The organism is Kitasatospora sp. GAS1066B (assembly GCF_041262605.1).
Classification (GTDB): domain Bacteria; phylum Actinomycetota; class Actinomycetes; order Streptomycetales; family Streptomycetaceae; genus Kitasatospora.
In genome coordinates, this window is sequence record NZ_JBGCCO010000008.1 from 216,719 (window position 1) to 242,807 (window position 26,089).

Sequence of the window (26,089 nt, forward strand, 5' to 3'; positions counted from 1 at the left end):
AGCGTAGGCCTCCCCGGTCCCGCACTCGAGGTTCCTCGCCGCGGCCCGCGCGCTTGCGATCGGCGACCGAACTCACCCGAGCCTGCCCGGCGCCTGTCTGCGTGGCAAGCCCCAAGTTGTCAGCGAGCGCGGGGAAGTGCGCCCAGAGGCGGTCCGCCAGGGCCCGACCTACGGTGGAAAGCACTGGTGCGCAGTGCCGCGGTGGATCGGTGGCCGGCAGCCGTGCGAAGGGATATCGGCATGTACGAGAGCGTCCAGCAGAACTTCTTCGCCTTCTCCACCCAGCTCGAGGGCCGGGTGCCCTACATGTACGTCGACCTGAAGAATCTCGTCACGATCGGCATCGGCAACCTGATCGACCCCGAGAGTGCCGCGCTCGCTGTGAGCGGTTTCGTCTTCAAGTCCAACCAGCCCACCCCGGGGGCCGCAGCGGGCAGCTCCGACATCGACCAGGACTGGAACGCGGTGAAGAACGCCGCCCTGGCCGACCCGACGTTCGCCCAGAAGGGGCACACCGCGTGCGATCCGCTCACCAAGCTGATGCTGCCGGACCCGGCCATCGACACCCTGGTGAGCAACAAGGCCGCGAGCAACGAGACGAGCTTGAGGCAGCAGTTCACCGACTACGACAGCTGGCCGGCCGACGCCCAGCTCGGGCTGCTCAGCATGGCCTGGGCACAGGGGAGCAACTTCGCCGGGTGGCCGGCCTTCCGGGCCGCCGCGGCGAGCCACGACTGGACCACCGCCGCGGCCCAGTGCCATCTCTCGGGCGTGAACCTGGATCCGCGCAACGCCGCGAACCGCGCCCTGTTCCTCACCGCCGCTCGGATCGTCAGTCAGGGCGGCGACCTCACCACCCTGGTGTACATCCCCTCCGGCGAGCGCACGACGATCAAGATCGGGTCGACCGGGGACGACGTCAACTTCCTGCAGTCCCGGCTGACCACGCTCCAGTACTTCAGCGGTTCGGTGGACGGCAACTTCGCCTCGGACACCGACGCGGCGGTGCGCGCCTTCCAGACTGCCCAGCAGCTGACCGCGGACGGCATCGTGGGTCCGACCACCTGGGCGGCCCTCGGCACCGGCGTGCCGGCCGGCTCCTGAGCGTCAGGGGGCGGTCCTGGCTCCGACCTCCAGGGTTTCGGCGAACACCAGGCGTCCGTATCCGGGGTGGATCCGGATCTCGACCTTGGTCACGGGCACCCCTGTCACGGGCGTCTCCGGATGCGGGCCGGTGCCCGGACCGGTCGACGACGTCGGCACCGAGTCCGCCGGTTCCTCATCGAGCTTCATCCTGTCCGAGCCGAGGTGCTCGCACTCCCGAACCACGATGCGGAACTGACCGTCCGTCCGGCCCGGCGGCAGGGTGACCGTCCCGGTCCACAGCTGCTTCGGGATCGTGGGCGGCCCCTGGCCCGCCAGCTGCACGTTCGGATCGGCTAGCACCGAGCTGTCCTTGCCGCCGTAGGCGTTCCAGCCGAGATCGTCCGACGCCCCCTGGACGCGTTCCTCCACCGTGACCTCGACCAGTGCCGGGCGGGGGTTGATCGGGCCGTCCGGCCAGTCCACATACCAGTAGTCGTCGTCGCCGTCGTGCCAGGACGCGAGGTAGTACGTCTGGCCCTGCACGAGCAGCTGGAACACGTCCGGGTTCGCCGTCGGTGTGAGCGTGACGGTCCGCGGTGGTGGGACCTGGACGGCGTCGGCGCGGACCACCCGGGAGAGCTCAAGACCCGGCAGCGAGTTCGGCTGGTAGCGGGCCAGCGCCAGTCGGACGAACGGCGTGTACGTCTCCAACTCCGGCCCGGCCAGCTGGATGTCGCAGTACCAGAGCCCGCGATCGGCATCGAACTGGACGGGGTACCCGGCCACCGAGAACACGTCGGGGATGTTCACGGGACTGGTGAGCACGCCGTTCGGCTGGACGGAGAACTCGCTGAGCTGCAGCCCGCTCTGGGTGGCGGCCGCCCCGACGAACGCTCCGGACTGGGGCCCGCTGCTGATGATCGGGTGTGACGTGAAGACGAGGTCCTGCCCCCACTGGGTGACATACGGCGCCACCTGCTCGGTGGGCGGGTAGTGCGTGATGTCGTTGAACACCACGCCCAGCAACTCGCCGTCCCCGGAGGAGAACCACGGGCGGTCCAGGTACACCCGGATACCGCTGCTGCGGCCGCTCACCCGGGAGCCGTCCGGGTTGGTGTCCCGCTGCCAGGTGAAGGTGGGCAGCACGGAGACCACGGTCGGTCCGGCCGGCCGGGCCGTGCTCGGCACCTGGACCGCGACGGCCGGGCCGGTGACGGTGATCCGCTGCGGGTCACCCGTCACCGCCGGGGGAAAGTACTCGCGGAATCGCGAGGTGGCCACGCCCTGGTAGCTGACCGTGCGGGCCTTGGTGTCGCCGAACTCGTGCCGCGCGAGGTACGTGCGCCCCGACTCGTCGCCGGGAGACGGGGGCTGGAAGGTGATCACGCCGGCCACCGGGTCGTAGCCGGCGGGTGACACCGTGTCGGCGGGGGTGACCGGAGTGCCGTCGTCCTCGCCGGGCAGGGTGACCGGCACCGTCAGGACGTGCGCGGTACGCGCCCTGGACATCGGCCCGGTTTCGGTGTCGAGGTCGAGTTGGTCGGTCCAGGTGGCCAGCAGGTCGACCTTGGCGGTGCTCGGGCCGTGCACGGTCAGCGAACCGCCGACGTAGGCGAAGGTGGCCTCCAGATCGCGCGGCGCGGTCTTCGGGAACCCGCTGGGGGCCGGAGCCGCCAGCGGGGCCTCGACGGCGTGCACCAACTGCACGGTGCGCGACGGGGTGAGCATCCGGTGGCCGCCCAGCAGCGCGGCAGGAACGTCGTCCGGTCCGGGCGGCTGGTAGTCGGCCACCCAACGCCACACTCCGAGGCTGTCCAGCAGCGCCGGGTCGGCGGGCTGGGTGGCGGTGGTCGACAGGTAGCTGCTGAGCCGCAGTTGGGCCTGCTCGGCCTGCGCCAGGTAGACGGTCAGCACCCGGGCCCGCGGATCCCAGCTCGGCAGCCGGGTGCCGGGCGGCCGGGTGGGGTCCGGCTCGGCGAGCTGGATCCGGAACGGCTGCTGCTCGGGCCAGTTCGCGCCGAAGTCGAGGTGCACCGACGGGCCGCCGAGTGCTGCCAGGGTCGGGGCGCTGAGCGCTGACGGGGCGAAGGTCAGCGCACCGCTCGCGTCCAGCATCCCGGCCTGGCCGTCGGGTACGCCCGGCACCCCGAACAGGGCTGCCCCACGCGCGAGCGGGTCCGGCAGGTAGGGCAGTTGCAGCTGGTCCTCATGGTGCACGACGTAGCCGCCGTCCGGCCCGGACACCTGCTCGACGCTCGGCCGGGTGGTCACGATGCCGGTGCCCGGGGCGACGTGCGTGATACCCGGGATCGGCACGGCCAGCCCGGTGCCGATGTCGATCACCGAGTTGTCGGAGAGGCTGCCCTTCTCCTTGCGGGAGATGTTGTACGTCTGCGTGAAGCCGGCGCCCGTCCCGAACGAGGCGTCGAGGACACCGTGCGCCTCCGCCATCGCCTGCGAGCAACTGGGCGGCGCGGCGTGTCGCGCGCAGGTGGCGAAGTAGCCTTCGACGCCGGGTGGACCGACGGTCGGGACCTCGGAGTTGAGCAGCCCGGCGTACTGCGCCGTGCTGGTCCCGGTGCGACTGCGGATGACCAGCCGCTGCGTGCACTCGCCCTCGCTGAACCGCTCGGCCGGTACCAGCACCGGCGACAGCACCGGTTCGAACCGGCGGTGGACGTACGGCGGGCCGTCGGCGGGCGGCAGCACCGGCACGGTCGTGTTCGCGGCGGTCAGCGCGTCCTGCACGGCCTGGGCCCCGGCCAGATCGGGGCCGTTGCCGGCCAGGTCCACGGCCCTGACCCGGAACAGGTAAGCCCGGCCGAAGCGCAGCCTCGGTAGCGTCCCCGGTACCACCTGGAAGCCGGCCTGGAGCGGGAGTCCGCCGATCGGCGGCTGGCTGGTCACCGTGCCGGGCCCGCTGTCGGTGATGGTCAGTCCAGGGTGCGGCGCCGCCAGGCTCCAGCCCTGCCAGCGCAGCAGTGACTCGTGGATGAACCAGGGCGAGGCGGGGTCCGGCAGGACGCCGTCCGGGCCGAGCCGTCTGCTCGCCACCGGTTGCACGGCGCCCTCGTCGGTGATGGTCACGGTGAACGGACCGCCGGGGTACTCGGTGAAGGTGTAGGTGCCGACCCGCTGGTGCAGTGACAGCCAGGTGCCGGTGGCGACGTCCTGGACGTCCATCCGGTAGCCGCGCACCAGGTCCTCCGCGTACAGGGTCGCCGAACCGCCGCCGGGGAGCGCCGGGTTGGTGAGCGCGGCGTTGGTGGCGGCGGCCGCCGACATCCGGTTCAACAGGTTCACCGCCTGGCCGGCCCGGGCGATGCTCACTCCGCTGGTGCGCAGCGCGGGCAGGCCGCTGCCGTCGTCCGGTCCGGTGGGCGTCGAAGCCAGCGAGCACAGCATGTTGATGACCTTCAACCCGCTGCTGTCCAGGTCGAGTTGGATGATCTCGAAGGCGTTCTGGAAGGGCAGGTTGAGCAGCCCGTGCACCAGTTCGTTCGGTGCCGGGACGGTCGGAAACCTGGTCGGTCCCGGTTCGTGTACTCGGTCCGGCACGGCGGTACCGGTCGGGGCGGGGGCCGGGGTGGGCGTGACCGGGGCCGGGGTGGGAGCGGCCTCGAAGAACTGGTCGCCGGTCAGCAGGTAGGCCGTGCTCGGACTGAGCGAGCTGCCCACCAGCGGCGAGGTGAACACCGGTACCACCTGGAGCAGTTGCGGCGACGGCGGGAGAGCGCCTGCGGGCAGTTCCAGATCGATCAGCAGACCCAGTCGCCGCATGAGTTCGGGGTGGTCGGCGAGGAAGGTGAGCGCCTGGTGGAAGTCCAGCGTCGGCGGCGCCGGCGGCGGAGTCGAGACGGGGAACGTCGCGCCGCCGTGGAACGCGGCGAGCCGGGCGAACGGGGTGACGGCCGGGTCCGTGGCGGCGATCGGCGAGGCCGATCCGGGTCCGGATCCGGATCCGGATCCGGTGAAAGCCGACAGCAGCGGGGCGAAGGCGGTGCGAAGGCCGGCCCGATCCACGCCCACCATCGAGTTGACGCCCAACTGTTGGTAGCGCTGCCGGATCTGTCCGTGCAGGTCCGAGGCCGAGTAGGAGTTGTAGACCTGCTGGTCGCCGAGGGCGTCGAAGGCGTACGACTCCACCGTGGTGGACGGCCCGAACAGGGCCTTCCAGAGCGCCGAGTCGGGCGCCTGGCCGACCCGCGTCGCGGTCACCGGCGCGACGCCCGGCACGTGGACGGTGAAGGTGGCGTCGGCCAGGCGGGCCGGCCAGTCGGCGAAGTCCCCGCTGAGCGGGGCCTGTGGTTGGTCGCTCGCCAGGCGCGGCGAGACGAGCACCGACAGGAGCAGACTGCGGGCGGTGGGGTCTCCGGTGATGCCGTTCGGCAGCGCGGTCCAGACAACCGTCTGACTCAGTGTCAACTTTGCTTCCTGTCTTGGCGGCAGCGGCAGCGGCAGGGCCAGGGCCTCAGGCGAAGGCCCGGCAGTACGTCTCCCAGTCGGCGGCCGACAGCAGTTCGTCGAAAGCCGGGTCGCCCGGGCCGGCCGGCGATGGTCGGCCTGCGGCGCCGGAAACGGCGGCCGCCGACTGGCTCGAACCGCCGGGGAACGGGAATTCGTGCGCCACGTTGAGGGTCACGGACTTGGTGAAGGTCAGCAGGTGGACGCCGACCGTGAGACTTCCCTGCGCGACGATGGAGGTGCCGCCCACAGGGTAGGTGAGCCCCAGGTAGCAGTCGATCGAGATCCCGGCGATCCCCGGCACGTCCACCGCGCCGCCGACCCGCAGGTAGCCGCTGAACGTCAACTGCTTGGTGGTGTCGTCCAGGCCGAAGTAGAACCCGACCAGGGCATGGACGTTGGCGTTGACCACCTGCAGCAGGCTGACGGTGATGTTCGCGCCGGCCTCGACCTGGCCCTCGAGCGACCGGATGCCCGCGGTGTCGGCCTCCACCGCGAAGAAGCCGGTGCCGCCGAGCATGGCCACGGCGATCTGGAAGGGATGGTCCCGCTCGGAGAACGCCACCCGAACGGCGGTCGGCACCCCCGCGACGAGCGGCAGCGTGAGCCGGACGGAGAGCTGGACGTTCGCCACGCTGAAGATGCCGATCCCGAACCCCGGCAGGCCCAGCACGTACGAGACGACCACGCGCTGCGGAGTGACCTGGATGTCGGGCAGGCCGTCGAACCCGTCGAGTGGCACCAGATCGGCCAGCGCGTTGAGAAACTGCAACTCGTCCTGCAGAGTCACCCGGACGCCCTGCGGGGTGAGGCTGGTCTTGCTGCCGGTCTCGGAGTGGAACGCCAGCGAGGCGAAGGAGATCTCGATCATCGGGAACCTGAGCGCGAAGCAGCTGAGGCTTCCGTCGACCGTCAGACTCGGCGGTCCCGGCACCACCGGCGGCAGCGGCGGCCCACCGGGCAGCGGCGGCGGTGCGAGGGGCGAAAGCCGGCTGACGGCAACGGCCTTGAGCGCCAGGACGGACGTGCCCCCCTGATTGAGCACCAGAGGATCTGGGGAGGTCCTGAGCGTGGGCTGCCAGGTGAAGGTGACGGTGATCTGGTCGGAGCTCACGGTCTGCTGCATCGTCGGCGCCATCGAGGTGTCGATGATCTGCGTCAGGTCGATGCCGCTGCCGAGCAGCTGGCCCAGGCTCTGGAGGCCGGCCGTGGACAGCTGCGGACCGAGCGCCGCGGACAGCGCGGTCAGACCGGCCTGGGACGCCGCCAGGCCACCGGCGATGGTCGGCGGGAAGGGGAGCCCCGCCTGAGCCGCGAGGGTGGCGAAGACCTTCCCGGGCGTGCTGCTCGGATCCGTCAGGCCAAGCGTCACCAGGCCGAGCGGAGAGGTCGAGCCGAGCAGGTGGTCGACGGCGGGCACCTGGGCGACCGCCTGCGTGAGCAGCGGCAGGTACGGCGGCGGGCCGGCCGCGGCGGGCTGGGGGGTACCGGAGCGGGCCTCGACCGTGTCGAAGGTGATGCTGTCGACCGGCAACGTGGTGCCGCCGCTGCTGGCCGGGTCCTCCTGCGCGAGGGCCACTCGCTGCCGCCGCAGGGACACCGGCTTGTTGACCGGGACGTAGGCGTCGTGTGTCGCCTGATACGTGCTGCCGTCCGGGACGAACAGCAGCGGCAGGCTGAAGTCGACCGGCGAGCCGAGCCAGTCCCGGCCGACCACGTGGAACTGGTACGGCAGGCCCTTGACCTGGATCACCTCCGGTGTCGCCGGCAGTGGATCGGCCCAGACCGAGCGGGTGAGCAGGCGGACGCTGCGCAGCGGCATGGTCGGGCTGGGGGTCGGCAGCGACCCGTAGTCGATGCTCGGCTCCAGCACCACGACCAGGTTCGGCCGCGTGAGCAGCATGTCCCCGCTGACGCCGTCCCGCGCCGTGCTCGGCTTGCGCTCGGTGACCGCCACGGAGACCGCGCGCAGCCCGAGCGGGTAGAGCGTGCCGAGCCGGGTGGCCTGCGCGTACTGGTCGCGGCCTTGGGCGACGATCTGGTGCCACCAGACGAGCTGGATCGCGCCGACCGGAAAGTCCGACGGGCTCCAGGCACCCCGCAGGTCGGTCCAGGCGCCCAGCGCGGACAGCGTCAGCCCGGTGGCGCTCAGCGGCGGGGCCAGGTGGGCGGGCCCGCCCGGGGTGCGCGGGCTGAAGTCACCCGAGCCGAGGACGATCGCCTGCCGGGTCGGCGTGTCCAGTGGCCCGCCGGAACCGTCCGCGACGCTGCCCGCCGGCAGGTCGACCGCCCAGACCGGCCGCAGCGCCGGAAGCGCGGTTTCGGTGACGCTCCCGTCCGGGCCCAGGGCGCCGAGCCGGGTGTGCCACAGCTCGGTGACGCCGGCCCGGGTGACCGGCGAGAGCGCGTGCGTCCAGCGGCCACTGGCATCCGGTGAGAGCAGCAGGCGGTACGGGAGTTCGATCGCCGTCTGCCAGTCCGCCGGTGGCGCCGGAGCCGGCTGACCGGCCGTCAGGTCTGGTGCTGCGGGCAGCGCGTTGGCCGGCAGGCTCGGCACGAGGCTGCTCCAGTCCAGCAGGGCCGCCAGCGTGAACGGCACGGACTGGACGGCGTCGGGGAGTTGGAAGGCCAGTCGGCTCTCTCCCGCAAACACCGAGTTGAGCGGCAGCTCCGGCACGGACTGCGGCAGGCCGGTGACCGGATCCTCGGTGAAGGCCGGCTCGGCGAGGTGCTGCGGGGGCAACTTCACCACGATGTACGCGGGCTGCCCGCTGGTGATCCTGGTCAGCTGCGGCGGGGAGCCGTGTGACGTACTGAGTGTGAGGTTGTAGAACTCGAAGTCGAGCGCGAGCAGATCATCGGCCCGGACCACCGAGGCACTGGAGTCGGGCATCTGACCTCGCCATCCGCAGCCCGGAAGAGACGTATCTGAACCTACCGGACGTTCACCGGCGCACCCTGGAGACCATGCCCGGACCGCGTGGCGCAGCCGGCCCCGTCCCCTCGCCGGTCCGAGAACAACCCCGGCAGCTGTGCGATCGCAGCGCAGCGTCCGTACCTCCCAGGGTGCGTGGGCGACCTGACCCGACAATCCGGCTGGGTGCACGCCGAGTTCCGACCGCCCGACATTCTGGCGCTACGACCGCGCACCGGCTTCCGCCCCGGCGCCGGGCGCCGGTCGGAACTGCGGGCCGTAGTTGCCGGTACCGTCGGGCAGCGGGATGTCCATCAGCTTGACGGCCGGCTCCTCCAGTTCGAGCATCGCGGCCACCGCGGCGTCCGCCGCGGATGCGTCTCCGGTCGCCCACGCACCCTGGAGGTCGCGGAGAACGCTCGTGTAGGTCTCGTCGAACTGCTGGAGCAGCCGCCGGACCTCGTCGGCCGAGGCGGGCCAGCCGCCTGCGGGGACGACACCCATCGGGCGGGCGTCCGGGAACGGGACGGCCTCGCCGCTGAACTCCCAGGTCCCGTCGACCTGCCGCAGCCGGCGTTCGTGGTAGATCTCGCCGAACGCGTAGTAGTGCGCCGGCGCGTCCTGGGTGAACGGCGCATCGGGCGAGGCCGACGTCCCCTCGCCCTGCTCCCTGATGGTCTCGATCGACAGGAGGGCCCGGCCGGTGGTCGGCCGGGCCCCCGGGGCCTCGCAGAGGTTGGCGAAGCTATCAGGAGATCGGGCGGTGACCTGGCGTCGTCGCCGCAGACCGGGTGCGCGCCACCCGCGCGGATCAGTTCCCGGCAGAGCGGCCCACGCATACGGAAGCAGTTCCGCTCGGCTCTCGGCGGGGTCAGCTCGGGGTGCCGGGCTTCGAGCCGGTGAGGCCGTAGCGGCGCTGGAAGAGTTCGACGCGGCCGGCGGTGTCCAGGACGCGGGCGTTGCCGGTGTAGAAGGGGTGGCTGGCGGAGGAGATCTCGACGTCGATGACGGGGTAGGTGTTGCCGTCCTCCCATTCGACGGTCTTGTCGCTGGTGGCGGTGGAGCGTGAGAGGAAGCTGAGGCCGCCGACCTTGTCGCGGAAGACGACGGGGCGGTACTCGGGGTGGATACCGGGCTTCATGGGGTTCCTCCTGGAGGGGGTTCGGGGTCTGCGGCGGGGTTCGGGGTCAGCGCTCTTCGCGGAAGAGGACGTGCTTGCGGGCGACGGGGTCGTACTTGCGCAGGACCAGCCGGTCGGGGTCGGTGCGGCGGTTCTTGCGGGTGACGTAGGTGTAGCCGGTCCCTTCGGCGGAGCCCAGCTTGATGATCGGGCGCAGTTCGTTGCGGGCCATGGGGGTCCTTCCAGGCGCGTCGTGGCGGCGTGCACCAGACTCTAGCGTAATGGTTTTCGTTTTCATCTGGTGTACTGTCGCTCCAACGTTCGCGGCGGCGGCGCGCATTCCCGTGTGCTGGCCCGCCTGCCGCCGCCCTGCTCCTGTGATTCGGAGTCGTCATGTCCGCCCACTGCCAGTTCACCGGTCGCCAGCCCGGCAAGGAAACCGTGACCAAGATCGCCCCCGCCCGCCGGGACCGCAAGCCGCGCCCCAACCCGCTGCACGAAGCCCGCATCACCTACATCGACTACAAGGACACCAACCTGCTGCGGAAGTTCGTCTCCGACCGAGGCAAGATCCGCAGCCGCCGCGTCACCCGCCTCACCGCACAGCAGCAGCGCCAGATGGCCCGCGCCATCAAGAACGCCCGAGAGATGGCCCTGCTGCCGTACGTCTCCGGCGCTCCGGCTGCCGCGAGGGCCGGACGGTGAGCGGGCGGCTGCCGGTCACCGTGCTGTCCGGGTTCCTCGGCGCGGGCAAGACCACCCTGCTCAACCACCTGCTGAACAACCGCGACGGCCTGCGGGTCGCGGTGATCGTCAACGACATGAGCGAGATCAACATCGACGCGGCGCTGGTCCGCGACGGCGGGGGAGCGCTCTCCCGGACCGAGGAGCGCCTGGTCGAGATGACCAACGGCTGCATCTGCTGCACGCTGCGCGACGACCTGCTGGAGGAGGTCGACCGCCTCGCCCGGGCCGGCCGCTTCGACTACCTGCTGATCGAGTCCAGCGGCATCTCCGAGCCGATGCCCGTGGCGGCCACCTTCGTCTTCGCCCGCGATGACGGCGCCACGCTCGGCGACCTCGCCCGCCTGGACACCATGGTCACCGTGGTGGACGCGGCCAACTTCCTGCCCGAGCTGCGCGGCGGCGACGAGCTGACGGCCCGCGGGCTCGACCAGTACGAGGACGACGAACGCACCGTCAGCGACCTGTTGATGGACCAGGTCGAGTTCGCCGACGTCCTGGTGCTGAACAAGACCGACCTCGTCACCGTCGAGGAGGCCGACCGCCTGGCCGCCGCGCTCAGCCGCCTCAACCCCACCGCCCGGATCATCCGCGCGACCGCCGGCCGGGTCCCGCCCGCCGAACTGCTCGGCACCGGACGCTTCGACCTGACGAAGGCCCAGGAAGCCCCGGGCTGGGTGGCCGAACTCAACGGCGACCACGTCCCGGAGACGGAGGAGTACGGCATCAGCAGCCTGGTCTTCCGCGCCGAACGCCCCTTTCACCCCGGCCGCCTCTGGGAGTTGGTGAGCCGCCGGCTCGACGCGGGGGAGTTCGGCACCGTGCTGCGCTCCAAGGGCTTCTTCTGGCTGGCCTCGAGGCCAGCCGTCACCGGACTCTGGTCCCAGGCCGGTTCGGTCGCCCGCTTCGAACCCTCCGGCATGCGCTCCACCCTGACCGAACGGACCGGCCTGGGCGGCCTGACCGACGGCACGGCATTGAGCGGTCTCGGCGACGAGCCGGTCCAGAACGGCCAGGAACTGGTCTTCATCGGCACCGGCCTGCGCAAGGACGAGCTGAGTGTCGCGCTCACCGAGTGCCTGCTGGACGGCGCCGAGCACGCGGCCGGGCCGCGCGGCTGGACGGCGTTCGAGGACCCGTTCCCGGCCTGGGACGAATACGCGATCCAGGACGACCACGACCACGAGCACGCCGCCCTGACGTAGTCACCACCGCCCGAGGAGCATCGGCTCCCACGAAACAATTCCCCAGGGGGCCGCATCGCAGCACGAGGCTCTGGCGGCGGCGTGCAGCCGGGTCTACCGGCTTCCCGGCGCGGGGTGATCGCGCGTCGACTTGTGCAGCGGCGGGGCTTTGCATCGGCAGGTGTCGTGTGATCCGCTGATGCTCCGAGCTGCCCGCGTGGGCGATCCCGACGAGGGGAGTGGCCCATGGCGGGCTTCGGCTGGAAGCTGCACGGTGACGGAAAGAGCCCCGCGCCTGGCGCAGTGGTCAAGCCGGACGAGCGGCTGAGCTGGGGGCGCACGGTCGGGCTCGGCGCTCAGCACGTGGTGGCGATGTTCGGTGCGACCTTCGTGGCACCGGTCCTGATGGGACTCGATCCCAACCTGGCCGTGATGGTCTCCGGCGTCGCGACCATCTTCTTCCTGCTGGTCACCGGCGGGCGTATCCCCAGCTACCTCGGCAGCAGCCTCTCCTTCGTCGGCGTGGCCGCAGTGATCAAGGCCCAGGGGGGTGACGCAGCGACGCTGACGGGCGCCATGCTGGTGGTCGGGGCGGTGCTCGCGGCCTGCGGCGCGGCGGTCAAGGCGGCGGGCGCCCGGGTGATCCACGTTGTGCTGCCGCCGGTCGTGACCGGCGCCGTGGTGATGCTGATCGGCTTCAACCTGGCACCGGTCACCGCCGGGACGTACTGGCCGCAGGACCAGTGGACCGCACTGCTCACCATGCTGTTCACCGGCCTCGCCCTGGTGGTGCTGCGCGGCTTCTGGTCGCGGATCGCGATCTTCCTGGGCCTGGTCTTCGGGTACACGATCTCCTGGGTCTTCGACCGGATCTTCGGGAAGATCCACGCCGCCAACGGGGCCGGAGCGGTGACGGATCACTGGCGGCTCGACCTCTCCGGCGTGGACAAGGCCCAGTGGCTCGGCCTGCCCACTCTGCACGCCCCGAGCTTCTCCGCCTCCGCCGTGCTGGTGGCCCTGCCCGTCGTGGTCGCACTGATCGCCGAGAACGCCGGACACGTCAAGGCCGTGGGCGAGATGACGGGTGACCCACTGGACGACCGGATGGGCGCGGCGATCATGGCGGACGGCGCCGCCACCATGATCTCCACCAGCGTCGGCGGCCCGGCAACCACCACCTACGCCGAGAACATCGGTGTGATGGCCGCGACCCGGGTCTACTCCACCGCCGCGTACTGGTGCGCCGCCGGCTTCGCGATCCTCTTCGGCCTCTGCCCGAAGTTCGGCGCGGTGATCGCCGCGATCCCTGGCGGTGTGCTCGGCGGCATCACCGTCGTCCTGTACGGCATGATCGGCCTGCTCGGCGCCCAGATCTGGGTGCACAACCGGGTGGACCTGACCAACCCGCTCCATCTCGTCCCAGTGGCGTCCGGTGTCATCATCGGCATCGGCAACGTGTCCCTGAAGTTCTCCGACACCTTCTCACTCAGCGGCATCGCCCTGGGCACCCTGGTCGTCCTGATCGGCTACCACGTGCTGCGCCTGATGGCCCCGGCCCATATGAGACAGCAGCAGTCCCCGCTGCTGGACGAGGGGACCAGCGAGTACGACGGCGGCACCTCGGACTGCTGACTCCAAAGAGGCAGGACCACGGGGAGCAGCCGTCCGCCTCGTCACGTGCGCGCGAGCTGACGGCAAACAGTACGAAGGGAGCCTCCCCCCGCTCCGCACTGTCAGTGAGGCTCCACACCACCTAGGGCCTCTCTTACGGATCTTGCCGGGCGCCAAGATCCGTAAGAGAGGCCCTGGGCCAGCGCCGCCGACGCGCCGAGCGGGCCGGGCTGGAGTTGGATGGACCCCGCAGATACTGGTCTGACCGGCGGGCGCCGGTCCGGCTGAGGGAGCGTCAGAACATGCCTGAACCGTCGCACTCACCCGAATCACCTGAACCGTCCGAACCGCCCGAACCGTCCGAGGCGCCTGAACGCGCCCACCCGGCCGTCGATCCGACGCTGCACGGCGCCCGGGTGGTGCTGCGCCCGGCCACCGCCGCCGACATCCCGGCACTGGCCGAGATCCGCCGTACCCCCGAGGTGTACCAGCGCTGGCGCGGTGGTGCGGACCTGGCGGCGGCGGTCGCCGAGGACTTCGCGGAGCCCGGCAACCACTCGCTGGCCATCGTCCACCAGGGCACGGTGGTCGGGGCGATCCAGTGGTCGCAGGAGTCCGAGCCGGAGTACCGGCACGCGAGCATCGACATCTACCTCGACCCGCTGCTGCACGGCCAGGGTCTGGGTACCGACGCCGTGCGGACGCTGGCCCGCCACCTGGTCACCGCGCTGGGGCACCATCGGCTGGTGATCGACCCGGCCGCCGACAACGCGGCCGCGATCCGCTGCTACGCCAAGGTCGGGTTCCGGCCGGTGGGCGTGATGCGCCGCTACGAGCGTGGTGCGGACGGCAGTTGGCACGACGGGCTGCTGATGGATCTGCTCGCCGAGGAGCTGACCGCGAGCGGTTGATCGGCGGCCGGCGGGACGGAGGATTCGGCCCGACCCACCCGGCGCCTGTCGAGCGTGCGGGGGCTACCCTGCACCACCAAGGCCAACCGGGGGACCGGAATGGCAGCGATCAACCATGGGGGTGGAAGAGTGCGGAACCCGGACAGGAGCCCGGACGGGGGAGCCGACGACTGGCCGTCGGACGGATCGACCTACCACGCGCCGGCAGCCTGCCCGCTCTGCGCGGGCGAGCTGCGCGCGGTGGAGGTCGACCCGCACACCGACCGGGCCGGTCGGTTGCTGGTCAAGGTCTTCGTGCCGGGCAAGGTGTTCTCGCGCAAGAGCACGGTGGAAGCGCTGGCCTGCCGTGGCTGCGGGCACCTGCTCTTCTTCATGGCGAACCCGGAGATCATGGACGCTCCGCCGCCGCGGACCCGTCGTTGGCGCTGAGCCGCTCTCCTGCTGCCGCTTCTGCTGCCGTCGCCGCCGGGACCGCCGTGGTCAGGCGGCGCACGCCGGGGAAGGCGGCGGTGCCCAGGCAACTGCCCGCGACCAGCACGGCGGCGATCAGCAGCGGGGCGGAGGCACCCCAGGCGCCCGCCGCCAGCGGCGTGAGGAGGTAGCCGACGGGGGTCGCGGCCAGCGAGAGCACCCAGTCGTACGAGCTGACCCGGGCCAGCACGTGGGCCGGGATGTGCTGTTGCACGGCGGTCTGCCAGACCGGGTTCAGGTACCCGAGCGCGCCCATCGCCATCGCGTAACCGCCGATCAGCAGCGGTGCCGGCGCGGTCAGGGCGAGCAGCACCAGCGGGATCGCGTAGGTCGCCAGGCCGAGGTTGCCGACCAGCACCGGCCGACGCGGCGTCAGGCGGCCGGCCAGCAGCGAGCCGACGGTCAGTCCGACGGCGCCGGCCTCCAGCACGGCGATCCACGTCCCGTCGCCACCGAGCCGGCGGGCGGCGAGCAGCGGGCCGAGGGTGGCCAGCACCGCGGCCGCCCCGTTCCAGACCGCGTGGGCCAGCAGGCTGCTCCAGTACCAGTCGCGCGAGCGCACCTCCGACCAGCCTTCGGCGAGGTCGGCCAGCAGCGTGCGGCGGGCGATGGGAGTGCGGCGGACCCGGATCAGCGTCAGCATGCTCGCGCTGACCAGGAACGAGGCCGAATCCAGCAGGAACGCCGAGCCCGCGCCGACGCTGAAGATCAGCAGGCCGGCCAGTGCGGGCCCGCACAGCTGGACCAGCGAAGTGGCCGAAGCGGTGAGCGAGTTGGCCGTGAGCCGGGCCGGCCCGTCCACCGTCCCGGCGACCAGTGGCATCCGGGTGGGAATGGCGAACGCCGAAGCGGCCCCGCCGATCGCCGAGACGATCGCCAGGTGCGGCAGGCTCGGCCGGCCGCCGAGCAGTTCGAGGCCGACGGTCAGCTGGCACAGGCAGCGCACCAGATCGGTGGTGAGGGCGACCCGCCGCGCGTCCCACCGATCGGCGGCCACCCCGCCGATCGGCAGTAGCAGCAGGCGCGGAACCATCGCGCAGCCCAGCACGGTGGCCAGCGCGGCGGCCGAGCCGGTGGCCCGGGTGACCGCGATCGCGAGCGCGGTGGGGACGACGGCGTCGCCGACCGAGGACAGCGTGCGGCCGATGAAGAGCAGCCGGAAGGCGCGGATGCGCAGGGGATGCGTCACGGCGGCGATGGTATTTCGGTGCCGAAACGTTCGTCAGCTGTTGAACCCGACGTGCACGTGGTCGTGATGCGTGTCGTCGGTGAAGAACTGGTTCGGTGTCGTCCCGCCGGAGAGCTGGCGCGGACCGCCGACGTTGTACGACCCGGCCGCGGCCGCGGCGCGCATGAACCCGTCCACCAGGTCCTGCGGTGTGGTCGGATCCACCACGGTGCGCCCGTTGATCCGCCAGACGTCGAACGCCCGCCCCAGCGGATGGTCGCTCGGCCGGGTGGTGCCGAACACGTCCAACGGGTGCCCCGAGCGGACCACGCTGACCGACATCGAGTACGTCCGAGCAAGCGTCAGCATCGCCTGCAGCACGCTGTCGTGCACCGAGCCGCTGCGCACGTCGGCGAGCGCGGCGGGCGGGAGCTCGATCCGGCTGTCCGCGAGGACCGAGCTCGCGGCGGCCGACAGGCTGCCGGCCGCGGCGCCGGGCGCTGCCGGGTGGAGCGCGGTGACGGTCCAGCGCGGTGCGGCCGCGCTGAGCCGGACATCGACCGTGGTGCCGCCCGCCGTGACCGGGCCCGTGGGGCTCGCGGCGGTCCACTGATCGCAGACCACCAGCACGCTCGCCGAGTCGGCCAGGATGCCGCCGTACTGCGCGTCGATCACCTGCAGCGCCGCCTGATCGGCGGTCGGGAGCAGCGGGCCGGCCTGGCTCACCAGCGCGGTGTCCACGCCACCGAGCGCGGCGACCCGTGCACCGGCCGCCGCGGCCCCTGAGCCGCCGGGCGGCCAGCTGCCGAGCGCCTCGATCAGCTGCACGGCCCGCAGCTTGACGTCCGGTTGGATCTCGCCGGGCCCGGGCACCCAGGCCGTGGTGGCCGGCAGGCTCCCCGGGCCGGTGGACGCGGCGGATGCCGACGCCGACCGGGTCGCCGCCGGCGTGGCCTCCGCGGTGCCGGCTTGCCCCGCGCTCCGGCCCGGGCTCGTGGCGCCGCTGCTCGACTTGCCCCCGCCGGTGCACCCGGCGAGGGCGACGAGACCGACCCCGGTCCGCAGCGCCGTGCGACGACTGACTGGCGCTGTCGATCCGGGTTCCGCGCCAGGCTCCATGGCCCACTATGGGCACGGCCCGCCCCGGTCCGCGGGCATCCCCGCCGCGTGGCACGGAGGCTGACACCGGATCAGTCCAACGCCCGGCCGGTCCAGCCCGCTAGGCTCAGCCCAGCCCGAGCGTGCTGAGCGCCGTGGTCCAGTCCGTCGCGATCGCGTTCTGCGCGTCCGCCAGCTGCGCCCGGCCCGAGCAGACGGCGGCCTTCAGCTTGTTCTCCACCCCGTCCTTCCCGTACGAGCTGCCGCCGCTGGCGCTGGAGTGCGGCTCGGGCCAGAGGTTGAGCGGGGAGGTGGGGGAGCCGCCCAGCTCCAGCGGTATGAAGTGGTCCTCCTCGTAGTCGGACATGTTGGTGTCCGCGTAGCCGTAGTCCACGATCCCCTGCGCCTTCAGGCGGTTGGTGTACGAGGTCGGCGGCCGGACGGTCGCCGTCCAGCCGGAGACGCAGATCGTCGAGTCGATGGTGTCCTGGGTGACATCCGGGTTCAGCGCACCCGGCGTGCAGCTGGGGTCGGGCAGCGGCAGGTAGCTCTGCGAGCAGCTGCCGGCGCTGTCTGCCGTGTGCGGGACGGCCGTTGCGAATACCCCGACTGCCGCCGCCACGCCGACCGTACGGATGTCGCCCGCCTGGGCGGTGGGGGCGCCGACCAGCGCGAGGGTGCCGGCGGAGAGGGTGAGCGCGACTGCGGTGGTGCTTCTCGCGAACCGGCGGTGCATCGAACGCATGGGAGCTCCAAGGGAGTTGACTCGGCGTGGGGCCGAGTGGATGCGTCCATGACAGCGATTGACCGGTGTCCCCGGAAGGAGGTGTGCGGTGAATTGTTGATGACGCGCGTAGAACGTCTTGTCCACCGCACCCACGCAAACTGCCGCCCCCGCGGCCCCCTTCGGCACCGCCCCTCCAGCACCGCCCCCTCGCCGATGCGTCCTCGCCGGCCGCCCGGGTGGGCGCGCCCCGGCGGTCTCAGCCCGTCCTGGTGAACACCAGCGAGACGTTGTGCCCGCCGAAGCCGAAGGCGTTGGTCAGCGCCGCCCGGTACTCCCCGCGCCGTGCCGCGCCGGCGACCACGTCGAGTTTGACGCGCGGGTCCAGCACCGTCAGGTTCCGGGTCGCGGGCGCCACCGAGTCCCGGAGCGCGAGGATGGCCACCAGCGCCCCGACCGCCCCGGCCGCGCCGAACAGATGGCCCGTCATCGACTTGCTCGCGGTGACGACGGGATGCGTGCCGATCGCCTCCGTGATCGACTGCGCCTCCGTCAGGTCGCCCAGCTCGGTCGAGGTCGCGTGCGCGTGCACCAGGTCGATCTGCAGCGGGGTCAGCCCGGCCGAGGTCAGGGCCAGCCGGATCGCCCGGATCTGGCCGTCCGAGCTGCCCGCGGTGATGTGGTACGCGTCCGAGTTGACGCCCGTCCCCGCGAGCGCCGCGTGCACCCGCGCGCCGCGGGCCGTGGCGAAGTCGGCGCGCTCCAGCACGACCAGTGCCGCCCCCTCGCCGAAGACGAACCCGTCGCGCTTGGTGTCGAACGGGCAGGAGGCCTCCTGCGGTGCCCCGTTGCGGGTCGAATGGGCCTTGGCCTGGGCGAACCCGGCGATCGGCAGCGGGTGGACGCAGGCGTCGGTGCCGCCGGCGATCACCACGTCCGCTCGGCCCAGCCGGATCAGGTCCAGGCCCATCGCGATCGCCTCGGCGCCGGACGCGCAGGCGCTGACCGGCGTGTGGGCCCCGCCGCGGGCGCCGAGTTCGATGCTGACGCAGGCCGCGGGCCCGTTGGGCATCATCATCGGGATGGTGTGCGGCGAGACCCGACGGATCCCGGAGGCCTGCAGGATGTGGTCCTGCCCGAGGGCGGTCAGCAGGCCGGCGTTGCCGGTGCCGATGACCACCGCCAGCCGGTCGGGGTCGACCTCGGGCCGACCGGCGTGCGCCCACGCCTCGCGGGCGGCGACCAGGGCGACCTGCTGTGCGCGATCCAGCCGGCGGAGCTGCACCCGGTCCAGCACCTCGGAGGGCTCGACCCGCAGGCGCGCCGCGATCCGCACCGGCAGCCCGGCCGCCCACTCGTCGTCGAGTGCCGTTACCCCGGACTCCCCGGCCAGCAGTGCCGCCCAGGTCGAGTCGACGTCGCCGCCCAGTGGGGTGGTCGCGCCCAGGCCGGTCACCAGCGCGGGCGTCTGACCGGCCGTCATCGGATTCATCACTTGTGTCTCCTCTACTAGCGTGCCGCGTACCGAGTCGCCCTCGCCTGGGGCGATCTCCATCGCCAAAACCCACTCTGACTAGGAGGTTGAGCTGGTGCCGATATCCTCCGGGCTCGACTTTGGCACCGGTCTTTTGTCTGTTCCATACAACTCTGGCAGAAGGCTCGGCGAGACCGCCCGTAGACCTGTACCAGCGGGTAGGTTGGGGCGGTGATCACCCACGAGACCGAGCACGTCGTCGCGTTCTGGCAGCGCCTGGGCCTACCCGGGCTGATCGACGTGCACACCCACTTCATGCCGGAGAACGTGCTCGCCAAGGTCTGGGCGTACTTCGACGCGGTCGGACCGCTGATCGGGCGGGAGTGGGGCATCACCTACCGCGAGGGCGAGGCCGAGCGGTTGGCCGTCCTGCGCGGCTTCGGCGTCCGCGCGTTCACCGCGATGCTCTACCCGCACAAGGCGGGCATGGCCGAGTGGCTCAACGGCTGGGCGGCCGGGTTCGCCGCCCGGACCCCTGACTGCCTGCACACGGCGACCTTCTTCCCCGAGCCGGAGGCCCAGCGCTATGTGGCCGAGGCGATCGAGGCCGGCGCCCGGGTCTTCAAGGCGCATCTGCAGGTCGGCGGTTACGATCCGACCGATCCGTTGCTGGACGGCGTCTGGGGACTGCTCGCCGAGCGGGGGATCCCGGTGGTCACCCACTGCGGCTCGGGGCCGGCGCCCGGCAAGCACACCGGCCCGGGACCGATCGGCGAGGTGATGGCCCGTCACCCGCGGCTGCCGCTGATCGTGGCCCACCTCGGCCTGCCCGACTACGCGGAGTTCCTCGACCTCGCGAGCAGGTACCCGGCGGTGCACCTGGACACCACGATGGCGTTCACGGACTTCACCGAGGCGCAGTCCCCGTTCCCGGTCGAACTGCGCCCGCGGCTGCTGGAGTTGCAGGACCGGATCCTGCTCGGCACCGACTACCCGAACATCCCGTACCCGTACCGCCACGCCCTCGATTCGCTGGCCGGCCTCGACCTCGGCGACGAGTGGTTGCGCGCGGTCTGCCACCACAACGCCGCCCGGCTCTTCGGCCTGGCTCGCTAGGGTCAGGCGGTCTCACTCCGCCAGGTGCCGCTCCAGCGACGCCATCTTCCGGGTCAGCCCGTCCGTGACGCCGGCCCGGTCGTCGATCTTGATGACCGTGCTGACCCGGTTGGCGAACGGCTTCACCGCCGCCACCGCCTCCTTGATCACCGCCATCACCTCGTCCCAGTCGCCCTCGATCGAGGTGAACATGGCGTCGGTCCGGTTGGGCAGACCGCTGGCGCGCACCACCCGGACGGCGGCGGCGACCGCCTCGGCGACGTCCTCGCCGATGCCGAGCGGGGTGACGCTGAAAGCGGCGATCATGATTCCTCCACGGTGAGCGGGGCGGGTGGGCAGAGCGGATGGGCTGAGTGCGTTCAGATGATCATCAGCATGGTGCCATACCGTGCGGGCCCCGCCTGCCCTCTCCCTGGGGCTCCGTCAGCCGCCGTAGACGCCACGGCAGATCCTGGCCTGGTCGGAGTCGGCGGGCCACCTCCCGTAGGTCTCCGCGAGTGCGCAGACCCCGGAACCGCCCGGCGACGCGCCGGGTGCCGGCCCGGCGTCCGTGGTGCCGCCAGAGCCCCGCGATGCGGTGCCGGCGGGGTCCGGCGGGGGTTCGGGCGACGGGGCGGGCCTGGCAGGGGCGGTCGGGCCGGCGTGTCGCGCCGGTCCGCCGTTCCGGCCGGAGCCGGTGGCCACTCGGCCTGAGCCGCCGTCCCGTGTCGACTCCGGGGTCGCCCTCCCGCTCCCAGGGGTGGCCGACGGATCCGAGGCGCCGGCCGAGTCGCCCGACCCGGCGGAGCTCGGCCCGGGTGTGGTCACCACGGTGTGCTCCGTCAGGCCGCGCAGGCCGGTCGCCGCGGTGGGCGGCTGAAGCGGCGTCAGCGACCCGGCACTCGCCGTCGCCGCCGAGGAGCCGGAGGGTCCGGAGGCACCCGCCGTCGGGGCCGGCGGACCGCTGAGCCGCTGGGCCGACTGCCCCTGACAGCCCGACAAGGTCAGCGCGACGGCGCAGCCGAGCCCGGTGAGGACGGCTCGCAGCAGGACGGGCGGCCGCGCTCGGGACGGTGTGGCGGGGGGCGGGATCTGGTTCACACGAGGTCAACGAGCCGCGCGAGCGGAAGGGGACACGCTGTCAACTCCGGTCTCCCGGCGTCATTCCTCCTCGCCTCCGCCGTCCCGATTCCGCAGCGGATCTCCGCAGCGGATCTCGGCAACGGATCTCCGCAGCGGATCTCGGCGCACGGCTTCCCTTGGTGATCAAGGTGCGGCAGACTCTCGCGCGTGAGTATCGACACGGACGAGCCGCGCCGGATACGTGCCATCCGACATGTCGCGGCCCTCTCCTGCGGAGCGCCGGTCGACCCGGAGCTGCGGGTCACGCTGAACTTCCACCCCGACCGGCTGGTGAACGGTCGGCCGATCCTGCGGGCGATGGCGGCCGACGGGGTGTACCGCTCGCAGTTCGTGACCGGGACCAGCAACGGTGGACTGACCGCCCACCAAGGCGGTGACCGCTGGCGATGGGAGCAGCGGATGTTCGGCGGCGTCTACGACGACGCGCCCGCGCACGAGCGCCCGGTCTACGGGGCACTGAACTTCCGGCGCCACGCGGTGGGCGCGGCGCCGCGGTTCGGCTCGGCACACTTCCGGCTCGGCGCGGAGCCGGTCGCCCGGTCCACGTTCTGCTATCCGGACAGCTTCGCCGAGCCCTCGGACTTCGGCGTCGCCACGGCGATGTCGCTGGTGGAGCCGGCCACCGCCGACACCAGGGGCCCGCTGGACGACTACATCGAGGCACAGGTGCACGGCCAGGTCCGGTTCGACCGGCACGTGGAGGCGCTGGTGCTGGACCCGTGCTACCGGGGTACCGAGGTCGAGGCGGCCGCCCGGCTGTTGCCCTGCGCGCTCGAATGGCATCCGGGCTATCGACTCCCGGTCGACGAGCTACGCCGCCACCCGGACTTCCGCGGGCCGGAGTTCGTGGCACTGGGCGTCGAACTGGCTCGCGACGGGCACCTCGATCCGGCGATCATCGGCGACGCGTCCCGCACCGGCCGGTACGACGAGCAGGCGCTGAAGCGGGTCTGGCACTACGTCGCCCGGTTCGGCGCCGCCACTTCCTGACCGACCGGTCGCCCGCTCACCCTGCGACGAGGGCTCCGGAGCGCCGCCGTCGCCCTACTGGTCCAACCGGATGGCGCTCGTGGGCCACCCGGCGCGCCGGGTCGTGGCGGCCGCGCGCCACCGGCCCGACCGGCTAGGTTCGGCCGCGTGACCGGCAACGATGCGGTCCTGGCGCTGGTGGTCGTCACCGCGCTGGGCTTCGATTTCACCAACGGCTTCCATGACACCGGCAACGCCATGGCGACCTCGATCGTCACCGGCGCGCTGCCGCCGCGCGTCGCGGTCGGCGTCTCGGCGGTGCTGAACCTGGCCGGGGCGTTCCTGTCGACCGCCGTCGCGGCGACCATCGCCAGCGGCCTGGTCAACAGCCACGACGTGACCCTGACCGTGGTCTTCGCCGGGCTGACCGGCAGCATCCTGTGGAACCTGGCGACCTGGTTCCTCGGGATCCCGTCCAGTTCCTCGCACGCGCTGATCGGCGGCGTGGTGGGCGCGACGATGGCGGCGGCCGGCTCCTCCGCCGTCAAGTGGCAGGGCCTGGTCTCCAAGGTGATCGTGCCCGCCGCGCTGTCACCGTTCATCGCCGGCGCGATCGCCACGGTCGGCACCTACCTGGTCTACCGGCTCACCCGCGACGTGTCGGAACGCACCCGTGGGCACGGCTTCCGGATCGGGCAGGTCGGCTCGGCCTCCATGGTCTCGCTCGCCCACGGCACCAACGACGCGCAGAAGACCATGGGCGTCATCACGCTGGCCCTGATCGCCAACGGGACCCTGCACACCGGCGCGAAGTCGCCGACCTGGGTGATCGCCTCCTGCGCGGTGGCGATCGCCCTGGGCACCTACATCGGCGGCTGGCGGGTCATCCGGGCGCTGGGCAAGGGGCTGGTGGAGATCGAGCCGCCGCAGGGGATGGCCAGCGAGTCGGCCTCGGCCGCGGTGATCCTCTCCTCCACCGACTTCGGCTACTCGCTCTCCACCACCCACGTGGCCACCGGGTCGATCCTGGGTGCGGGCGTCGGCAAGAAGGACGGCGAGGTGCGCTGGCACATCGCCCGCCGGATGGTGGTGGCCTGGCTGCTCACCCTGCCGGCCGCCGCCCTGGTCGGTGCGCTGGCCTACTGGGCCGCCCACGGGATCGGCGGGACCGGCGGCGTGGTGGTGATCTTCGTCGTGCTGGTGCTGGCCTCGGTCGCCTTCTTCCTCGCCTCCCGCCACCCGGCCGTGACGCCGGAGAACGTCAACGCCGCCTGGACCGGATCGGTCCACCCGGCGCCGGACTCCCAGGAGGTGGCCTCGTGAACTCGTGGATCAACCTGAACGCGTTGTGGAAGATCGTCGTGGTCGGCCTGCTCACCGGCGCCGGCCTGCCCGCGCTCTTCGCGATCGGGCTGCGCCTGCTCACCCCGCCAGCCCCGCCCACGCCGGCCGGCCAGGCCGCGGCCCAACGGCCCACGGTCGGGCCGATCGGCTACGCGCTGGCCGGCCTCTGCTTCGCGGTGGTGCTCGCCGCGATCGGCTGGGGCATCTCGGTCATCGTCAGCCACAGCTGACTCCGGCGCTTAGCGTGCGCAGCGCACGCAATTCGTAGTACGGTACAGATGCGTGCTCGACGCACGCAGAGATTCACCGAACGACGAATCCCCAGGGGACCGCCATGACCATCGCCACTGCCACCTCTCGCACCGACGTCACCTCCGCCCTCACCGACCTGCTCCTCACCCCCGGCCTGGAGCTGGCCGAGGCCGTCGACCGGCACTTCGCCCCCGACTACCGCCAGCGCACCGACGGCCGCTGGGCCGACCGTGCCGAGTTCACCGCCCACATCGCCCACCTGCGCACGATCGTCGCCGGCGGTTCGATCCAGGTCCTGGAGGAGCTCGTGCAGGGCGACCGTTACGCGGACCGCCACATCATCGACGTGCAGAAGACCGACGGCTCCGTCGTCCGCACGGAGGTCTACCTCTTCGGCGAGTTCGCCGCGGACGGCCGGTTCCGCCGCATCGAGGAGACCACCCTGATGCTCCAGGGCGCCGATGCCGACCGGAACATCGGCAGCGCCCGCTGATCCGGCGGACGCACCGTCAGGTCGCCTCGGCGAGCCGGTCGCTGCCCGCCTGCGCCGGCGCAGGCGGGCAGCGGGTCCTGGCCCACCGGCCGGTGCCCGCGGTCGGCCGAGTCGGCGCCGATCAGGAGGTCACCGGTGACGCTGGAGCCGTCCGCGAAGTGCGCGGTCACCGTGCCCGCCGGGTCGGTGTCGTAGTGGGTGGGCCGGGCACCATTTGTGCCTGGTGTCAGGCCTGTTCGGGCCCGAGGTGTTCGCGCAGGGCGGCCCGGGTGAGGGTGGTCGCGGTGTGGACGGCGCTGGCGATGGCGTCCTCGGGGGCCAGCCGGCACAGGTCGGTGAGGGTGAAGAGGGCCTCGGCGCTGATCACGACCATGAGGTCGTTCCTGAGCTGCGCGAGCGCGGCGGGGTCGGTGGCGCCGAGGGTGTCGGCCAGTGGGGCGAGCGCGTGGTCGATCAGGCCGACCCGCAGGGCGGGGCGGGCGACGGTGGTCACGGGCTGGGTGATGGTGGCCGCGATCATGGCCCGAGTGGCGCCCTGGTAGGTCAGGACGGTGCGCAGCAGGTGCTCGGTCGCGGCGGCGATGCGTTCGACCGGGTCGCTGGAGTCCGCGACCGAGGCGAGCGCCTCGGCCGGGGTGGGCCACTGCCCGGTCATCGCCTCCTGCAGCAGGGTGGCCAGGTCGGGGAAGTAGCGGTAGGCGGTGGCCTCGGAGACCAGGGCGGCCTTGGCGACCTCCGGCATGGTGACCTCGCGGCCGGTGCGCATCAGCTCGGCGGCGGCCTGCAGGATCGCCGTCCGGGTGCGCAGCTTCTGATTGGCGCGACTGTCCATGCCCTGCGGCGCCGTGGGTTCGATCTTCTGCATGCGACCACCATAGCAAGTCGACTCCGATGATGAGAGTGCGCTTGCATGAGTTCTGCGCCTGCTCTACTGTAATGAAAGTCAGCTCTCACGAAGAGAGTCGACCGTGATCGGCTCGACGACAAGGAAGCGTCACCATGACTGTCACCGCCCCCGCCAGCACCTCGCGCACCATCACCCTGCGCAACGGCTTGGCCCTCACGATCCAGGAGTTCGGCGAGAACACGGAAGGTACCGGCGTGCTGATGCTGCACGGTGGCGCCGGGCCGCGCTCGATGGCCGGGTTCGCCGCCGGCATGTCCCAGCACGCCTACGTGGTCGTGCCGATCCACCCCGGTTTCGACGGCACGCCCCGCCCGGAGTGGGCGGACAGCGTCGCTGACCTGGCCAGCGCGTACCTGGACCTGCTCGACGAGCTCGGCCTGACCGGCGTGATGGTGGCCGGCAGTTCGGTCGGCGGCTGGATCGCCGCGGAGATGGGGCTGCGCGACAACCGGGCGGCGATCAGCGCGCTGGTCCTGCTCGGCGCGACCGGCATCGCCCCCGAGCCCGGGCTGGAGATCGCGAACCCCGCGCAGCTCGGCCCGGTCAGGACCGGCGAACTGGCCTTCCACAAGCCCGAGCTGCGGCTGAACCCGGCCGCGCTCAGCGACGAGCAGAAGGCCGTGATGGGCGCGAACCAGCGCACCCTGGCCGTCTACGCGGGCGACCCGTTCTGCCACGACCCGAAGCTGCGCGGCCGCCTGCACCGGGTCACCGTCCCGGTGCTGGTGCTCGCCGGTGAGCAGGACGGGATCGTCCCGCTGGCGTACGGGCGCGCGCTGGCGGACTCCTTCCCCCGCGCCACCTTCCGCGCTGTCTCCGAGGCCGGGCACTTCCCGCACGTCGAGCAGCCCGGGGCGGTCTTCGAGGCCATCGGCGCCTTCGTCGACACGGAGGTCAAGCCGGACGGCGAGTGACCG

23 protein-coding genes and 1 pseudogene are annotated in these 26,089 nt (G+C 72.0%); 12 read left to right on the forward strand and 12 right to left on the reverse strand.

Going from position 1 to position 26,089, the window contains the following annotated elements:
• Window positions 1-240 precede the first annotated feature (240 nt).
• Window positions 241-1,104 (forward strand): peptidoglycan-binding domain-containing protein, encoded by an 864-nt coding sequence (locus ABH937_RS11670; RefSeq protein WP_280690835.1) that lies wholly within the window; start codon window positions 241-243, stop codon window positions 1,102-1,104.
• 3 nt (window positions 1,105-1,107) lie between these two features.
• Here the strand turns inward: ABH937_RS11670 and ABH937_RS11675 are convergent, their stop codons facing one another.
• The 6 genes and pseudogenes from ABH937_RS11675 to rpmG all read right to left on the reverse strand — a co-directional run bounded on the left by ABH937_RS11675 (window position 1,108) and on the right by rpmG (window position 9,816).
• Window positions 1,108-5,511, reverse strand: coding sequence for a hypothetical protein (locus ABH937_RS11675; protein ID WP_280690836.1), 4,404 nt, complete (start codon window positions 5,509-5,511; stop codon window positions 1,108-1,110).
• Window positions 5,512-5,557: 46 nt separating this feature from the next.
• Complete coding sequence (locus ABH937_RS11680) at window positions 5,558-8,443, reverse strand: hypothetical protein (protein WP_280690837.1); 2,886 nt, start codon at window positions 8,441-8,443, stop codon at window positions 5,558-5,560.
• A gap of 243 nt (window positions 8,444-8,686) precedes the next feature.
• Window positions 8,687-8,968: a hypothetical protein gene (locus ABH937_RS11685; RefSeq protein WP_280690838.1), complete on the reverse strand. Its 282-nt coding sequence runs from the start codon at window positions 8,966-8,968 to the stop codon at window positions 8,687-8,689.
• A gap of 87 nt (window positions 8,969-9,055) precedes the next feature.
• A pseudogene (locus ABH937_RS11690) lies at window positions 9,056-9,313 on the reverse strand (ferritin-like domain-containing protein); the annotation flags it as partial.
• Between the two features lie 22 nt (window positions 9,314-9,335).
• Entirely contained in the window at window positions 9,336-9,605 is a 270-nt protein-coding gene (locus ABH937_RS11695) for a type B 50S ribosomal protein L31 (RefSeq protein WP_280690839.1), read from the reverse strand.
• 46 nt (window positions 9,606-9,651) lie between these two features.
• Window positions 9,652-9,816, reverse strand: a complete 165-nt coding sequence (rpmG, locus tag ABH937_RS11700; RefSeq protein ID WP_280690840.1) for a 50S ribosomal protein L33 — start codon at window positions 9,814-9,816, stop codon at window positions 9,652-9,654.
• 161 nt (window positions 9,817-9,977) lie between these two features.
• On the opposite strand from rpmG, the gene rpsR reads away from it, so the two are divergent.
• The 5 genes from rpsR to ABH937_RS11725 all read left to right on the forward strand — a co-directional run bounded on the left by rpsR (window position 9,978) and on the right by ABH937_RS11725 (window position 14,463).
• Window positions 9,978-10,289 carry a 30S ribosomal protein S18 gene (gene rpsR / locus ABH937_RS11705; protein ID WP_370146450.1) on the forward strand — a complete coding sequence of 104 codons (312 nt, stop codon included), beginning with the start codon at window positions 9,978-9,980 and terminating at the stop codon, window positions 10,287-10,289.
• The gene (locus ABH937_RS11710) at window positions 10,286-11,533 is read left to right on the forward strand and encodes a GTP-binding protein (RefSeq protein ID WP_370218152.1); all 1,248 of its coding nucleotides are present in this window, start codon (window positions 10,286-10,288) and stop codon (window positions 11,531-11,533) included. Before rpsR ends, ABH937_RS11710 begins: the two co-directional genes overlap by 4 nt.
• Before the next feature lie 225 nt (window positions 11,534-11,758).
• Window positions 11,759-13,144, forward strand: coding sequence for a uracil-xanthine permease family protein (locus tag ABH937_RS11715; RefSeq protein ID WP_370218153.1), 1,386 nt, complete (start codon window positions 11,759-11,761; stop codon window positions 13,142-13,144).
• Window positions 13,145-13,425: 281 nt separating this feature from the next.
• Window positions 13,426-14,034, forward strand: a complete 609-nt coding sequence (locus ABH937_RS11720) for a GNAT family N-acetyltransferase (RefSeq protein WP_370218154.1) — start codon at window positions 13,426-13,428, stop codon at window positions 14,032-14,034.
• A gap of 129 nt (window positions 14,035-14,163) precedes the next feature.
• Window positions 14,164-14,463 (forward strand): hypothetical protein, encoded by a 300-nt coding sequence (locus ABH937_RS11725; RefSeq protein WP_280690843.1) that lies wholly within the window; start codon window positions 14,164-14,166, stop codon window positions 14,461-14,463.
• Here the strand turns inward: ABH937_RS11725 and ABH937_RS11730 are convergent.
• The 4 genes from ABH937_RS11730 to ABH937_RS11745 all read right to left on the reverse strand — a co-directional run bounded on the left by ABH937_RS11730 (window position 14,423) and on the right by ABH937_RS11745 (window position 18,978).
• A complete protein-coding gene (locus tag ABH937_RS11730; protein ID WP_370218156.1) occupies window positions 14,423-15,694 on the reverse strand; it encodes an MFS transporter in 1,272 nt (423 codons plus the stop codon). The genes ABH937_RS11725 and ABH937_RS11730 overlap by 41 nt on opposite strands.
• A gap of 33 nt (window positions 15,695-15,727) precedes the next feature.
• Window positions 15,728-16,546, reverse strand: a complete 819-nt coding sequence (locus ABH937_RS11735; RefSeq protein ID WP_370218157.1) for a hypothetical protein — start codon at window positions 16,544-16,546, stop codon at window positions 15,728-15,730.
• A gap of 352 nt (window positions 16,547-16,898) precedes the next feature.
• Window positions 16,899-17,516 (reverse strand): hypothetical protein, encoded by a 618-nt coding sequence (locus ABH937_RS11740; protein WP_370218158.1) that lies wholly within the window; start codon window positions 17,514-17,516, stop codon window positions 16,899-16,901.
• A 238-nt stretch (window positions 17,517-17,754) separates the two neighbouring features.
• Window positions 17,755-18,978: a beta-ketoacyl synthase gene (locus ABH937_RS11745; protein WP_370218174.1), complete on the reverse strand. Its 1,224-nt coding sequence runs from the start codon at window positions 18,976-18,978 to the stop codon at window positions 17,755-17,757.
• 222 nt (window positions 18,979-19,200) lie between these two features.
• Here ABH937_RS11745 and ABH937_RS11750 point away from each other — a divergent pair, with 222 nt between their 5' ends.
• Window positions 19,201-20,085 (forward strand): amidohydrolase family protein, encoded by an 885-nt coding sequence (locus tag ABH937_RS11750; RefSeq protein WP_370146452.1) that lies wholly within the window; start codon window positions 19,201-19,203, stop codon window positions 20,083-20,085.
• A 12-nt stretch (window positions 20,086-20,097) separates the two neighbouring features.
• Here the strand turns inward: ABH937_RS11750 and ABH937_RS11755 are convergent, their stop codons facing one another.
• On the reverse strand, window positions 20,098-20,391 hold the full coding sequence (locus ABH937_RS11755; protein ID WP_280690848.1) for an MTH1187 family thiamine-binding protein: 294 nt from the start codon (window positions 20,389-20,391) through the stop codon (window positions 20,098-20,100).
• A 963-nt stretch (window positions 20,392-21,354) separates the two neighbouring features.
• Here ABH937_RS11755 and ABH937_RS11760 point away from each other — a divergent pair.
• The 4 genes from ABH937_RS11760 to ABH937_RS11775 all read left to right on the forward strand — a co-directional run bounded on the left by ABH937_RS11760 (window position 21,355) and on the right by ABH937_RS11775 (window position 24,265).
• Complete coding sequence (locus ABH937_RS11760; RefSeq protein ID WP_370218160.1) at window positions 21,355-22,197, forward strand: DUF3626 domain-containing protein; 843 nt, start codon at window positions 21,355-21,357, stop codon at window positions 22,195-22,197.
• Window positions 22,198-22,344: 147 nt separating this feature from the next.
• On the forward strand, window positions 22,345-23,499 hold the full coding sequence (locus ABH937_RS11765) for an inorganic phosphate transporter (protein ID WP_280690850.1): 1,155 nt from the start codon (window positions 22,345-22,347) through the stop codon (window positions 23,497-23,499).
• Window positions 23,496-23,750: a hypothetical protein gene (locus ABH937_RS11770; protein WP_370218161.1), complete on the forward strand. Its 255-nt coding sequence runs from the start codon at window positions 23,496-23,498 to the stop codon at window positions 23,748-23,750. The genes ABH937_RS11765 and ABH937_RS11770 overlap by 4 nt, the downstream gene beginning before the upstream one ends.
• A 104-nt stretch (window positions 23,751-23,854) precedes the next feature.
• A complete protein-coding gene (locus ABH937_RS11775) occupies window positions 23,855-24,265 on the forward strand; it encodes a nuclear transport factor 2 family protein (protein ID WP_280690852.1) in 411 nt (136 codons plus the stop codon).
• Between the two features lie 226 nt (window positions 24,266-24,491).
• On the opposite strand, the gene ABH937_RS11780 is transcribed toward ABH937_RS11775, so the two are convergent.
• Complete coding sequence (locus ABH937_RS11780; protein ID WP_370218162.1) at window positions 24,492-25,130, reverse strand: TetR/AcrR family transcriptional regulator; 639 nt, start codon at window positions 25,128-25,130, stop codon at window positions 24,492-24,494.
• 134 nt (window positions 25,131-25,264) lie between these two features.
• Between ABH937_RS11780 and ABH937_RS11785 the strand changes: the two genes are divergently transcribed.
• Window positions 25,265-26,086 (forward strand): alpha/beta fold hydrolase, encoded by an 822-nt coding sequence (locus ABH937_RS11785; RefSeq protein WP_370218163.1) that lies wholly within the window; start codon window positions 25,265-25,267, stop codon window positions 26,084-26,086.
• Window positions 26,087-26,089 lie beyond the last annotated feature (3 nt).

Excerpts from the sequence above, each read along its gene's own strand:
- ABH937_RS11670 (WP_280690835.1), top strand. The coding sequence starts at position 241 with ATGTACGAGAGCGTCCAGCAGAACTTCTTCGCCTTCTCCACCCAGCTC.
- ABH937_RS11680 (WP_280690837.1), bottom strand. The coding sequence starts at position 8,443 with ATGCCCGACTCCAGTGCCTCGGTGGTCCGGGCCGATGATCTGCTCGCG.
- ABH937_RS11685 (WP_280690838.1), bottom strand. The coding sequence starts at position 8,968 with ATGGGTGTCGTCCCCGCAGGCGGCTGGCCCGCCTCGGCCGACGAGGTC.
- ABH937_RS11695 (WP_280690839.1), bottom strand. The coding sequence starts at position 9,605 with ATGAAGCCCGGTATCCACCCCGAGTACCGCCCCGTCGTCTTCCGCGAC.
- rpmG (WP_280690840.1), bottom strand. The coding sequence starts at position 9,816 with ATGGCCCGCAACGAACTGCGCCCGATCATCAAGCTGGGCTCCGCCGAA.
- rpsR (WP_370146450.1), top strand. The coding sequence starts at position 9,978 with ATGTCCGCCCACTGCCAGTTCACCGGTCGCCAGCCCGGCAAGGAAACC.
- ABH937_RS11715 (WP_370218153.1), top strand. The coding sequence starts at position 11,759 with ATGGCGGGCTTCGGCTGGAAGCTGCACGGTGACGGAAAGAGCCCCGCG.
- ABH937_RS11720 (WP_370218154.1), top strand. The coding sequence starts at position 13,426 with ATGCCTGAACCGTCGCACTCACCCGAATCACCTGAACCGTCCGAACCG.
- ABH937_RS11740 (WP_370218158.1), bottom strand. The coding sequence starts at position 17,516 with ATGCGTTCGATGCACCGCCGGTTCGCGAGAAGCACCACCGCAGTCGCG.
- ABH937_RS11745 (WP_370218174.1), bottom strand. The coding sequence starts at position 18,978 with ATGACGGCCGGTCAGACGCCCGCGCTGGTGACCGGCCTGGGCGCGACC.
- ABH937_RS11755 (WP_280690848.1), bottom strand. The coding sequence starts at position 20,391 with ATGATCGCCGCTTTCAGCGTCACCCCGCTCGGCATCGGCGAGGACGTC.
- ABH937_RS11775 (WP_280690852.1), top strand. The coding sequence starts at position 23,855 with ATGACCATCGCCACTGCCACCTCTCGCACCGACGTCACCTCCGCCCTC.
- ABH937_RS11780 (WP_370218162.1), bottom strand. The coding sequence starts at position 25,130 with ATGCAGAAGATCGAACCCACGGCGCCGCAGGGCATGGACAGTCGCGCC.
- ABH937_RS11785 (WP_370218163.1), top strand. The coding sequence starts at position 25,265 with ATGACTGTCACCGCCCCCGCCAGCACCTCGCGCACCATCACCCTGCGC.